The organism is Terribacillus saccharophilus (assembly GCF_046592895.1).
Taxonomy (GTDB): domain Bacteria; phylum Bacillota; class Bacilli; order Bacillales; family Amphibacillaceae; genus Terribacillus; species Terribacillus saccharophilus_D.
In genome coordinates this window covers 353,731-365,177 of sequence record NZ_JAWVPU010000003.1, presented here as the reverse complement: position 1 = coordinate 365,177, position 11,447 = coordinate 353,731, and the positions used below count along the sequence as shown (strand labels likewise).

The following is an 11,447-nucleotide window of genomic DNA, read 5'->3' as shown; positions in this document are numbered from 1 at the left end:
AAGTTTCTTATCTAGTTTTGAAGGTTTACTTCAAACACTTAAATTTCTCGGTCAGATAGTGAATAATATATCGGTCTCAGGGAAATATAAGTAAGGTCTGGTGGTAATAGCGAAGAGGTCACACCTGTTCCCATGCCGAACACAGCAGTTAAGCTCTTCAGCGCCGATGGTAGTTGGGTTCGCCCTGCGAGAGTAGGACGCTGCCAGGCCGAGTATCTTCTTAATATTATCGCGGGGTGGAGCAGGGGTAGCTCGTCGGGCTCATAACCCGAAGGTCGCAGGTTCAAATCCTGCCCCCGCAACCAAATTATTTCACTTACTGCATTAAATTATTTATTGGGTAGTGAATGTAGGTTGCACTAATACATAGCAGCAGTTTTGGTCCGGTAGTTCAGTTGGTTAGAATGCCTGCCTGTCACGCAGGAGGTCGCGGGTTCGAGTCCCGTCCGGACCGCCATACATAAGATTATTCAAAAGCTTTAGGATTACTCCTAAAGCTTTTTTTATATGTTTATATCCCAGCCGATCAGCGTGATGCTTTCAGCTGCGCCTGCAGCTTGAGCGTTACGCAGCAATGTCTGAATGAAATAAGGCATACTGTGGCTCTGTTTGAACGTACGCTGCAGCCTTGAGGCACTTTTATATGGGGAAACGGGAAAGCTCTGTAAACCGATGGTAGACAGCAAAATATGGTTGCTTCCTTTTGTCAGGGGAACTATTCCCATGTTATAGGCAGGTACTTCCTGGTCAAATGTATTATCAGCGCCAATACGGCTGAAGCTGGACTGCTGGTTCAGCTGGATGGAGTTGGACCGATTCAGGGAAGACGATAAATGGAAAAGTGCATTTTCACCAATGGAAAGCCAATATAAATAACCAGCTTTTCGCACAGATATCAAACAAGAGCTATTACCGGTCACTTTGGCTGCTGTTGATCGGAATCTCACACTGTTGAACATACTCATCAAAAAGCTATCGATTTTCTTCATAGCGCTGGAAACATCCTCATCAAGGGTTTCCATTATTTTTCTTTGCCTTAGTATGAGGGAATCGGCGATGAAGGTAGCACTCTCAACAGTATGCTCAGCCCCCATGATGACTGCAAGTTCCCAATCTGATCCTGTAAATATAAGGCAGCCATTTTCGTTTTTAAATGCTCCATGGGCAATGCTTCCGCCGAATCGACCAATCCATACATGCTGGTATCTGTTCAGGTCAACTTGGTCAAGATAAGATTTTATCTCTCCATTCCAGTTGAAACTATACATTTGATCCAATGCTTCCATATGCATACCCCTTTATTGACTGATACTATAATTATTCTCCATAAATCCAAGAAAGCCTTTTTGTTTCTGCTGCTTTTGCTTTTGAGCTATACTTTGCTATGATAAATAGATGAACAAAGAATGAAAGTGAGTCAGGTGACGGATATGACCCAAATTATGAAGACAATGCATACAATAGAAGAAACGAATCTGTTTGGCCAGCAGCTTGCTGAACTGCTGCTGCCAGGGGATATGATCACGATGGAAGGTGACCTTGGGGCAGGAAAGACGACCCTGACAAAGGCCATTGGAGCCGGACTCGGGGTAAAGCGGACGATCAATAGCCCTACATTCACGATCATCAAGGAATATGAAGGGCGCTTGCCTTTGTATCATATGGATGTTTATCGACTGGAAGACAGTGATGAGGATATCGGCTTTGAGGAGTATTTTTCCGGGGAAGGTGTTTCCATCGTGGAGTGGGCGCAATTCATCGAGGACTACTTGCCCAAAGAGCGATTGGAGCTTACACTCAAGCATGATGGAGAAGCGAGGACGATTATGCTGAAACCGATTGGTGAACGTTATGAAAAGCTTTGTAAGGAGTTATTGGAATGAATATATTAGCCATGGATACATCCAATCAGCTGCTTGGTGTGGCGATTGTGAAGGATGGTGTAACATTAGGTGAACATGTCATGCATGGTCACAGGGATCACTCTGTTCGTTTGCTGCCGGCGATCGAACAACTGATGAAGGAAACAAAAATGGAACCAGCCGATTTGGATCGGATCGTTGTGGGGCAGGGTCCTGGCTCTTACACAGGTGTGCGAATCAGTATGGCAACTGCTAAGACGATGGCTTGGGCACTGGATATCGATGTTATTGGTGTTTCGAGTCTTGAGAGTCTTGCACATCAAGGAGAGCTATTCACAGGTTATGTATGTCCGTTCTTCGATGCACGCAGGGGGCAGGTTTATACATCTTTATATACCAGTGAAAAAGGATCCTTTGAGCAAGTTGAAGAAGCCACCAATCCTCTATTCTCGGATTGGCTGGAGCAGCTGAAGACTAAGGATGAAAAAATTCTCTTCTTAAGTCCCGATATTGAAATGCATCGCAGCCTGATCACAGATATACTTGGTGACCAAGCAGTGATTCCGCATGGTGCAGCACATTATGCCAGACCGTCTGTACTTGCACAGATCGGTGCCGGAAGGGATGCGGACGATGTGCATCAGATCGTGCCGGACTATATCCGCATGACCGAAGCAGAATCAAATTGGCTGAAACAGCAGGAGTCAGGGAAGTGAGCGCGAAGGTGACGGTCCGTCCGATGCAACTGGCTGATGTGGCCGCTGTCCATGCGATTGAGACAGCATCTTTTGCAACACCATGGACGATAGATATATTTGAACGTGAAATCACTGAAAATACATTTGCACATTATTTTGTTATCGAAAGTGATGGCACGATTGCCGGTTATTGCGGGATGTGGCTTGTCATTGATGAGGCACAGATCACCAATATAGCCATATTGCCGGATTACCGGGGACAGAAACTAGGCGAGAAGCTGTTTGCACATGTGATAGAGCAAGCAATTCTAGCAGGTTCCTACCGTTTATCATTGGAGGTTCGTGTTTCCAATATACCGGCTCAGCATCTGTACCGCAAATTCGGCTTAGTGCCTGGCGGTATCCGGAAAAACTATTATACAGACAATCAGGAAGACGCGATTGTAATGTGGGTGAATTTATGAAAACATCAGAACTTATCTTAGCTATAGAAACAAGCTGTGATGAAACAGCAGCTGCTGTCATTGAAGGCGGCAGAGTCATCAAATCCAATGTGGTTGCTTCCCAAATCGAAAGTCATAAGCGCTTTGGCGGTGTAGTACCTGAGATAGCTTCCAGACATCATGTGGAACAAATCACACTAGTCATCGAAGAAGCGCTCCAGCAAGCTGGCATCAAGAAAGAGGAATTGGATGCGGTAGCTGTGACGCAGGGGCCTGGTTTGATCGGGGCATTGCTTGTAGGAGTGAATGCAGCGAAAGCGTTGGCATTCTCCATCGGCAAGCCGCTGATCGGCGTCCATCACATTGCTGGTCATATTTATGCCAATCGACTGGAGCAGGAATTTGCTTTTCCATTGCTTGCTCTGGTTGTCTCCGGCGGTCATACAGAGCTTGTCCTCATGAAAGAGCATGGCAGTTTCGAAGTCATCGGGGAAACGCGTGATGATGCAGCTGGAGAAGCATATGACAAAGTGGCAAGAACTTTGCAGCTGCCGTACCCAGGAGGTCCCCGCATTGATAAGCTGGCAGCAGAAGGGGAACAATCGATAAACTTCCCTCGTGCTTGGCTCGAACCGGAAAGTTATGATTTCAGCTTCTCTGGTTTGAAATCAGCAGTGATCAATACGCTGCATAATGCCAAGCAAAAAGGGGAAACATTTGCACCTGCTGATGTGGCTGCAAGTTTCCAAGCGAGTGTGGTGGAAGTGTTAGTCGGGAAGACAATTCGGGCAGCGAAGGAATTTGGTGCGAAGCAAGTGATTGTGGCAGGTGGTGTAGCTGCCAATAAAGGGCTTCGTGCCTCCTTGCAGGAAGCTTTTGCGGACGAGCAGACAGAACTGCTTATTCCGCCGCTTACTTTATGTACAGATAATGCGGCCATGATTGGCGCTGCTGCATCCATTTTGTATCAGCAAGGAAAATTTGCCGATATGAGCCTGAATGCAAGGGCATCCATGCCATTATAAATAAAAAAGCATCGTTTTCTCATATGAAAACGATGCTTTTTTTTATACACAATCAAGAAGTGGAATTGTGTATAACTCTTTGAAACCCGCTATTAGTACCAAGTATAAAAGTGGATAAGTTGATATACAATTACTGTGGATTATGTGGATAATGTGCATAACTTTGTGTATATCCCGCTATAACAACAATGAAAACGCATTTACTCCTGTGTATAACTTTCTTGTTCTTCACTGAGTGCTTCCCACTCTTCCATCACTTCAAGCAGGGTTGCTTGTAGCTGCTCATTACGCTCGGTGATTTCCTGTGCCTTCTGATAATCTTGGAAAACCTCTGGATCTGTCAGCAATGTTTCGTTGCCTTCGATTTCCGTCTCCAGTTCGGCAATTCTTTCTTCCAGCTCGGCTATGCGTCTTTCGCGTTTACGGATTTCCCGCTTCAGAGCCTTATCTTGATGATAAGAAGATTTATTCTCCTGCGGCGCAGCTGTTTGCTTCAGATCTGCATCTGCTGCTTCCAGTGCAGCGATTTCTTGCTGTTCCTGTTTTTTCTCGAGAAAATAATCATAGTTGCCTAAATAGATGCTAATCTGTTTATCTGCCATTTCCAGAACTTGCGTTGAAACTTTGTTCATGAAGTAACGGTCATGGGAGACAAAGAGGATTGTGCCAGGGTAATCGGCTAAAGCACTCTCCAGCACTTCCTTGCTGTCCAAGTCCAAATGGTTTGTCGGCTCGTCCATGATCAGTAAATTCGATTTTTGCATCATCAGCTTCGCCAAGGCGAGGCGGGCTTTTTCCCCACCGCTTAATGTATTGACCACTTTCAATACATCATCTCCGGTGAACAAGAAGTTACCGAGTATCGTACGGATATCCTTTTCGTCCATAAGCGGATAATCATCCCAAAGCTCGGCCAGTACGCTTTTCGAGCTATGCAGCTCCGTCTGTTCCTGATCATAATAACCGATGCTGACACCGGTCCCCAGTTCCACATGGCCGGATTTTGCAGGCAGTTTCCCGATTATTGTTTTGAGCAGCGTCGTTTTGCCGGTACCGTTTGGTCCTGTAAGGGCAATACGGTCCTGGCGATTCATTTGAAAGCTGATATGCTCAAAGACTGGTGTATCACTTTCCGGATACTGATACGTCAGATCATGCACCTTCAATACATCATTACCGCTGCGACGTTCAATATCGAATGTAAGCTTTGCTGAAGATGCATCATGTAGCGGCTTGTCGATCCGTTCCATTTTCTCAAGCTGCTTGCGCCTGCTCTGTGCGCGCTTTGTCGTGGTGGCACGGGCTATGTTCTTCTGTACGAATTCTTCCATCTTCTTGATTTCAGACTGCTGTTTTTCGTATTGCTTGAGCTCGCGTTCATAATTTGCGGCTTTTTGTATAAGATAATTGCTATAGTTGCCTTTGTACCTGACAGAGTGATTATGTGCTATTTCGATGACGGTATTGACTGTTTTGTCGAGAAAATAACGGTCATGCGATACAACTACGACGGCGCCTTGGTAGCCGCTCAAATAACCCTCCAGCCAGTCCAATGTCGAAATGTCCAAGTGGTTGGTCGGCTCATCCAGAATCAGTACGTCCGGTTTTTGAAGCAGCAGTTTCCCTAATGCGAGTCTTGTTTTCTGACCGCCGCTCAATGAACCGATCGGTGTGGACAAGTCTTTGTCCCCGAAATTAAGACCGTTCAATACAGAACGGATATCCGCTTCATATTGATAGCCTCCATTCAAACGGAAAGCCTGCTGTTTCGTATCGTAATTCGTCAATAATTGCTGGTAGGCCGCTTCGTCTGAAAGAAGGTCTGGATCACCCATTTTCGCTTCCAGGCGCCGCAGTTCTTCTTCCTGCTGGATCAGTTCAGCAAAAACTGTTTTCATTTCCTCCAGGATACTTTTGTCCGACTCCAGACCAGTATGCTGCTCCAGATACCCCAGTGTTGCATCTTTTGCCAAAAATACATTTCCTTCGTCGTATTTCAACTCCCCGGCCAAGATTTTTAACAAAGTGGACTTGCCGGCACCGTTTCGTCCGACAATGGCCAGTCTATCCTGTGTTTGTACTTCCAATTTTATATTTGATAAAATGACGTCCGCGCCAAATAGTTTTGTTATATTATTCGCTTGCAATAAAATCATCTTGTTCACCTCATACTATCAGTGTATCCTATGTGGCAAAACTGTAGCAAGCGCCGATTACTTGTGCTTTTAGGGTACAAGTGGATGGACATCGGGAATGAATTTGTTAAAATGGAAACGAGGCTCCGCACTAAACCCTTCCTTGTGAATCTATACAAGACTTTCCTAATCATTTCTGTTAGAATAAGGTGTTATCAATAATCGTACTTTGTGAAAGTATCATATCGTAACAATTCAAGCACGAAGCCGCAGACAGCATCTGCAACTCCTTACAGATGCCAGAAGGGAACCTGTCTGCAACCATTATTCCGTTCAGGGGAATGGAGCTGGTCATGGATGAAAGGTAACAGAACATACTTGTTCTTGTTCGAAAGGCCTTTTTGCCCAGCTGCATGGCTGCATGAAGTTCGCTTTTTGAGACTGCAGGCTTTAGGAGGATAAATCAGCATGTATATGGACCAGAATAAAATACCAAAAGCAACGGCAAAGCGGCTGCCGCTTTATTACCGCTTCCTTAACAGCCTTCATTTGCAAGGGAAAACCAGAGTATCATCGAAGGAATTGAGTGAATCAGTGAAAGTTGATTCAGCTACTATCCGCCGTGACTTTTCTTATTTCGGAGCACTTGGCAAGAAGGGGTATGGCTATAATGTAGAGTACTTGCTGAACTTCTTCCGGAAAACACTCGACCAAGATGAAATAACGAAAGTGGCGCTTATCGGCGTAGGTAATCTGGGAACGGCCTTCCTGCACTATAACTTCACGAAAAACAATAATACGAAAATCGAGATGGCATTCGATACAGACCCAGGTAAAGTGGAAAATAATATTGGCGGTGTACCGGTTTATCATATCGATGATTTGGAAGAATATATCGGCAATGTGAGCGCGGCAATCCTGACAGTTCCAGCACAAGCTGCCCAGCCGATCACCGACCGCCTAATCGAATGCGGCATTGCTGGAATCCTGAATTTCACGCCGGCACGAATAGCTGTACCTAGCAATATCCGAGTGCATCATATCGATTTGGCTATCGAATTGCAGTCATTAGTTTATTTTTTGAAGCATTATTAATCCAAGCACCTCTCATGAGAGAGGTGTTTTTTTCTTATACAATATATCCAAGTCCTTATATAGGGGGAATTCGGGTAAACTAGATGAAATAAAGATACTAGGACGTAAGAAGCTAAAAAGGGAGTGAGAGCATGGAACAGCAAGCTGCCATCACATTTCAGGAAGTGGTGTATGAAACAGAGGAAAATCCAATCATCCATGGTATATCAGGTAAGTTCAATAAAGGAAAAATAACAGCAATCATCGGACCATCAGGCGCAGGAAAAACGACACTCTTCCGTCTATGCAATGGCTTGCTGTCACCTTCAAGCGGAAACATCCTGATCGATGGAAAAGAGATTCTGAGGTATGACCCTGTGCACTTGCGTCGTCATGTCGGTATTGTCCTGCAGCAGGCCACGATGCTTAGAGGAAGCGTTCGGGATAATGTAGCAATGCCTTTACAGCTAGCAGGAAAGGAACTGGAAGAAAAGGAAGCGGAACGGATGATGCAGCTTGTAGGTCTAGAAGAAAGTATACTAAATCGAAACAGCAGGGACTTATCAGGTGGGCAAAAGCAGAAAGTCTCCATTGCCCGGACATTGCTGAATGAGCCGGAGATTTTACTATTGGATGAAATCACATCTTCACTGGATCGCGTTTCCAAGCAGGATATTGAAATACTGATGAAAAAGGTCAATAGGGAGCATGGCAAGACCATCATCTGGATTACGCATAATCTGGAGCAGGCCAAGACGGTCGCGGATGAAGTTTGGGTCGTGATGAAAGGGACTCTTGCGGAGGCAGGACCTATAGATATATTGGATCAGCCAAAGACTGATGCAGTAAAACGTTTTGTCATGGAGGAGGAAAAATGAGCATTATTGCTTTATTACTCACGCTTATATTTGTCTTTATTCCACTTATTCTATCTAAAACGTTAAAGCTTGGTCTTGAGAAAGATACACTCATTGCCACGATTCGTTCGGTTATTCAGCTGTTTGCGGTAGGTTATGTGCTGCAGTTCATCTTTGATTCCGAAAACATCTTTTACGTCATCCTGATGGTTGCACTCATGATTGGTGCAGCTGTACAAAATGCAAGAAAAAAAGGCACATCGATCAAAGGCATCACATGGAAGCTGGTGCTTACATTCCTTGTGATCGAAGTGCTGACGCAGGGGATTCTGCTAGGTCTTCGCATCACACCGCCGACTGCACAATATATCATCCCATTGAGCGGAATGGTGATAGGCAATTCCATGGTGCTAGGTATTTTGTTTTTGAATCGATTCACGTCGGAAGTGGCATCCAGGAGGGAGGAAACAGAGCTCATCCTATCCTTGGGCGGTACACCAAAGCAAGCGATTCAGCACGCCTTGCTGACATCCATCAAGGCCAGTACGATTCCAACGATAGAAAGCCAGAAAACAATCGGACTGGTCCAGCTGCCCGGTATGATGAGCGGCCAAATCATTGCCGGGGCAGACCCGCTCCAGGCAGTCATGTTTCAGCTCCTGATCCTCTTCCTGCTGCTGACAACCGCAATTGTCACGAGTATCATGCTAGGCTTCTTATCGTATCCAACGAAGTTCAATGAGCGGATGCAGTTTATCGATTAGGCAGGAGGATTGGAACGACGGCTGTGATTTGAATAGGTAAGATTGCTGCCTGTGATGGGCGGTTTTTTTACAAAGCAAACGGTTCAAATGCACTGCTAATAATGTTGTTATCATAAGTAAACCTGACGGCACCATCACTTTGCATAACGCCGACATTATAATCTTCTTCCTTACCGTAAAGAATAAGTGTGACATCAATCGATGTGAAAAGTGCCGTTTCCACCAGTTCTTCCCGTTCACAAGCATTGATGCAGTCCAGGATATCATCTATCTGGTCTGCGTCTGAAATCGTATTTGCTGGTGTTGTTGATTCTGCATCATATACTTCTATCCGTTCTATGGAATCTTCAATGAACGCTTCTTGTTTGAAGGCATCAACTATCCAGGCAACCACTCCAACTAACAACAGGAATACGATGAGGAAAGTGATGATTCTTGCGATCAAGGAAATCACCTCCAAACTCTTTTCTTCATCATCTCATACTTTGCCAAAAGGGTGTGTAATGCAAATGTTAATTTCATTTGCATATATTTCGGGTATCGAATCTTTTTTGTTCTCTCGTTTGTAAGCGCTGTTTTGAGGGAAAAGCTTACTAACACAGTTTAAGGAGGCGCTAGTATGTACGAGAAGATCCTATTAGCTGTCGATGGTTCAGACCATTCCATCCGAGCGACGGAAGAAGTGATCAAAATCTATCAGTCCAGCTCACAGCCCGTACAGCTGGAAGTGACTTATGTTATACAAGATGTAAGAAACAGCGAGATTGTTATACAGCAGGTGAAGCCTGATGATATGAAAAGGGATGGTGAACTTCGTATCCGACCCAATGAAGAGAAGCTGCAGAATGCGAATATCCCTTATACCCTTACGATTGAGCGCGGCGGTGATGCCGGGAAGGTGATTGCAAATAAAGCAAATAATGAAGCGGTCGACCTAGTGGTGATCGGCACACGTGGGTTGAATGGGCTTCAAAAGCTAGTCGTCGGAAGTGTCAGCACAGATGTCATTAAAAGAGCGAATTGCCCAGTATTGGTCTTGAAGTAGCAAGTGTCACCAACTGGAGTGAGACGCAAAATCAGTTGGGAGTAAACATGTGAGTAAACTGGAATCCAAGTGGTTGGTCGTTGTTGCTGTCCTTTTTGGGACATTCACAGTCATTTTGAACAATAGTATGCTGAATCCCGCACTACCTTCCTTAATTTCTACATTTGATGCCAATGCGGTGAGTGTCGGTTGGATCTTGACCATTTTCATGGTCTCGATGGGCATGACAATGCCTGTCACTGGTTTTCTTGGCGATCGGTTCGGGAAAAAAAGCATCTACTTGCTTGGTATCATTATATTTCTTGCGGGATCCATCTTCGGCATTTTTGCCGGCAGTTTGCCATTTGTCATCACAGCGCGTTTCATCCAGGGAATCGGCGGAGGATTGATGATGCCGATATCAATGGCACTTATATTCCAAGCCTTCCCGAAACAAGAGCGGGGACTTGCTGTCGGAGTTTATGGCATTGCGGCCATGGTGGCCCCAGCAATCGGTCCTACAATAGGCGGAGTGCTGATTGCATATTTACCATGGCCGTTTCTATTTGCTTTTAATTTGCCTTTTGGTCTGCTGGGGCTGCTGCTTGCCAGCAAGTATCTGAAATCGACACCTGCAAATCCAAAACGCCGCTTTGATAAAGGTGGTTTTGTCTTCGTTACATTAGGCATAGGTTTCGTTCTATATGCATTGGGACGCGGACAGACATTGGATGTACTAGTGTCACCATCCAACCTTACGCTGATTGCAGCCGGGTTGCTGGCCATTGTGATTTTTGTCTATTATGAGCGGCGAAAAGAACAGCCATTACTGGAGCTGTCACTCTTTAGGAATCCAAGTTATACGATATCGATCCTGGTGACGGCGACAGCTTCCATCGGCTTATTCTCTGGGATATTCCTATTGCCATTATTGATTCAGAATGTATATGGCCTAAGCGAAATCCAGACAGGTCTGCTCTTTTTGCCGGCTGCGTTGTTCAGCGGACTCATGATGTCATTGGGCGGTAGGCTTTTGGACAAAAAAGGGCCACGCTGGGTCGTACCGCCAGGTCTTTTGATCTTGGCAATTTCAACATTCCTGATTGGGAATCTCAGTCTGTCGACACCATTCTGGTTGATCCTATTGATCAATATGCTTCGGGGCGCGGGGCTTGGTCTTACCAATATGCCTGCCACGACTGCCGGAATGAACGATATCCCAGAGCACCTGGTTTCCCAAGGTTCGGCAATGAATAATGTTTTCCGGCAAATATCATCTGCCTTTGGCATCGTGTTCTTCAGCATTTATTTTGAGGTGCGCCGTTCCCATCTCACAACGGCCGGAGAAGCCTCGCAGCAGGCGAGTTTACAAACAATCAATGAAGCCTTTGTATTTTCCGGCATTTTGATACTCATCATGGTTCCGATATCTTTCATCATGCGTTATAAGAAAGAGAAGAAGCTGGAGCAGAAAGCTAAAGGAGTATCCAATGGCTGATGATGTATGTAAATTCGCTATGAGGGCGAATGAATTTCCCGGGAAACATCATGGATACAATAAAATA

12 protein-coding genes, 2 tRNA genes and 1 rRNA gene are annotated in these 11,447 nt (G+C 45.2%); 12 read left to right on the top strand and 3 right to left on the bottom strand.

Going from position 1 to position 11,447, the window contains the following annotated elements; genetic code table 11:
* Positions 1-96 precede the first annotated feature (96 nt).
* From rrf to SFC66_RS12760, 3 genes are all read left to right on the top strand, one after another.
* Positions 97-209 (top strand): 5S ribosomal RNA (gene rrf / locus SFC66_RS12770).
* Between the two features lie 21 nt (positions 210-230).
* Positions 231-305 (top strand) — tRNA-Met (locus SFC66_RS12765).
* Positions 306-380: 75 nt separating this feature from the next.
* Positions 381-457: transfer RNA gene (locus SFC66_RS12760), tRNA-Asp, on the top strand.
* A gap of 46 nt (positions 458-503) precedes the next feature.
* On the opposite strand, the gene SFC66_RS12755 is transcribed toward SFC66_RS12760, so the two are convergent.
* Positions 504-1,286, bottom strand: coding sequence for a hypothetical protein (locus SFC66_RS12755; RefSeq protein ID WP_411219106.1), 783 nt, complete (start codon positions 1,284-1,286; stop codon positions 504-506).
* A 144-nt stretch (positions 1,287-1,430) separates the two neighbouring features.
* Here SFC66_RS12755 and tsaE point away from each other — a divergent pair, with 144 nt between their 5' ends.
* The 4 genes from tsaE to tsaD are packed head-to-tail and all read left to right on the top strand — an operon-like array spanning position 1,431 to position 4,028.
* Entirely contained in the window at positions 1,431-1,883 is a 453-nt protein-coding gene (tsaE, locus tag SFC66_RS12750; RefSeq protein ID WP_411219105.1) for a tRNA (adenosine(37)-N6)-threonylcarbamoyltransferase complex ATPase subunit type 1 TsaE, read from the top strand.
* A complete protein-coding gene (gene tsaB, locus SFC66_RS12745) occupies positions 1,880-2,578 on the top strand; it encodes a tRNA (adenosine(37)-N6)-threonylcarbamoyltransferase complex dimerization subunit type 1 TsaB (RefSeq protein WP_411219104.1) in 699 nt (232 codons plus the stop codon). Before tsaE ends, tsaB begins: the two co-directional genes overlap by 4 nt.
* Entirely contained in the window at positions 2,575-3,024 is a 450-nt protein-coding gene (rimI, locus tag SFC66_RS12740; RefSeq protein ID WP_411219119.1) for a ribosomal protein S18-alanine N-acetyltransferase, read from the top strand. Before tsaB ends, rimI begins: the two co-directional genes overlap by 4 nt.
* Positions 3,021-4,028, top strand: a complete 1,008-nt coding sequence (tsaD, locus tag SFC66_RS12735) for a tRNA (adenosine(37)-N6)-threonylcarbamoyltransferase complex transferase subunit TsaD (protein ID WP_411219103.1) — start codon at positions 3,021-3,023, stop codon at positions 4,026-4,028. The genes rimI and tsaD overlap by 4 nt, the downstream gene beginning before the upstream one ends.
* A gap of 200 nt (positions 4,029-4,228) precedes the next feature.
* Here the strand turns inward: tsaD and SFC66_RS12730 are convergent, their stop codons facing one another.
* Complete coding sequence (locus SFC66_RS12730; protein ID WP_411219102.1) at positions 4,229-6,184, bottom strand: ABC-F family ATP-binding cassette domain-containing protein; 1,956 nt, start codon at positions 6,182-6,184, stop codon at positions 4,229-4,231.
* A gap of 447 nt (positions 6,185-6,631) precedes the next feature.
* On the opposite strand from SFC66_RS12730, the gene SFC66_RS12725 reads away from it, so the two are divergent.
* The 3 genes from SFC66_RS12725 (at position 6,632) to SFC66_RS12715 (ending at position 8,858) form a co-directional block, all read left to right on the top strand.
* Complete coding sequence (locus SFC66_RS12725) at positions 6,632-7,258, top strand: redox-sensing transcriptional repressor Rex (RefSeq protein ID WP_411219101.1); 627 nt, start codon at positions 6,632-6,634, stop codon at positions 7,256-7,258.
* 131 nt (positions 7,259-7,389) lie between these two features.
* Positions 7,390-8,115, top strand: coding sequence for an ABC transporter ATP-binding protein (locus SFC66_RS12720; protein ID WP_411219100.1), 726 nt, complete (start codon positions 7,390-7,392; stop codon positions 8,113-8,115).
* Positions 8,112-8,858, top strand: a complete 747-nt coding sequence (locus SFC66_RS12715; protein ID WP_411219099.1) for an ABC transporter permease — start codon at positions 8,112-8,114, stop codon at positions 8,856-8,858. Before SFC66_RS12720 ends, SFC66_RS12715 begins: the two co-directional genes overlap by 4 nt.
* Positions 8,859-8,925: 67 nt before the next feature.
* On the opposite strand, the gene SFC66_RS12710 is transcribed toward SFC66_RS12715, so the two are convergent.
* Positions 8,926-9,303 (bottom strand): hypothetical protein, encoded by a 378-nt coding sequence (locus tag SFC66_RS12710; protein ID WP_411219098.1) that lies wholly within the window; start codon positions 9,301-9,303, stop codon positions 8,926-8,928.
* A gap of 174 nt (positions 9,304-9,477) precedes the next feature.
* Here SFC66_RS12710 and SFC66_RS12705 point away from each other — a divergent pair, with 174 nt between their 5' ends.
* Entirely contained in the window at positions 9,478-9,903 is a 426-nt protein-coding gene (locus SFC66_RS12705; RefSeq protein WP_411219097.1) for a universal stress protein, read from the top strand.
* A 49-nt stretch (positions 9,904-9,952) separates the two neighbouring features.
* Entirely contained in the window at positions 9,953-11,380 is a 1,428-nt protein-coding gene (locus SFC66_RS12700; RefSeq protein WP_411219096.1) for an MDR family MFS transporter, read from the top strand.
* Positions 11,381-11,447 lie beyond the last annotated feature (67 nt).

Bases quoted from the DNA above. Each gene is read 5' to 3' on its own strand.
- SFC66_RS12755 (WP_411219106.1), bottom strand. From the start codon at position 1,286: ATGGAAGCATTGGATCAAATGTATAGTTTCAACTGGAATGGAGAGATA.
- tsaE (WP_411219105.1), top strand. From the start codon at position 1,431: ATGACCCAAATTATGAAGACAATGCATACAATAGAAGAAACGAATCTG.
- tsaB (WP_411219104.1), top strand. From the start codon at position 1,880: ATGAATATATTAGCCATGGATACATCCAATCAGCTGCTTGGTGTGGCG.
- tsaD (WP_411219103.1), top strand. From the start codon at position 3,021: ATGAAAACATCAGAACTTATCTTAGCTATAGAAACAAGCTGTGATGAA.
- SFC66_RS12730 (WP_411219102.1), bottom strand. From the start codon at position 6,184: ATGATTTTATTGCAAGCGAATAATATAACAAAACTATTTGGCGCGGAC.
- SFC66_RS12725 (WP_411219101.1), top strand. From the start codon at position 6,632: ATGTATATGGACCAGAATAAAATACCAAAAGCAACGGCAAAGCGGCTG.
- SFC66_RS12720 (WP_411219100.1), top strand. From the start codon at position 7,390: ATGGAACAGCAAGCTGCCATCACATTTCAGGAAGTGGTGTATGAAACA.
- SFC66_RS12715 (WP_411219099.1), top strand. From the start codon at position 8,112: ATGAGCATTATTGCTTTATTACTCACGCTTATATTTGTCTTTATTCCA.
- SFC66_RS12705 (WP_411219097.1), top strand. From the start codon at position 9,478: ATGTACGAGAAGATCCTATTAGCTGTCGATGGTTCAGACCATTCCATC.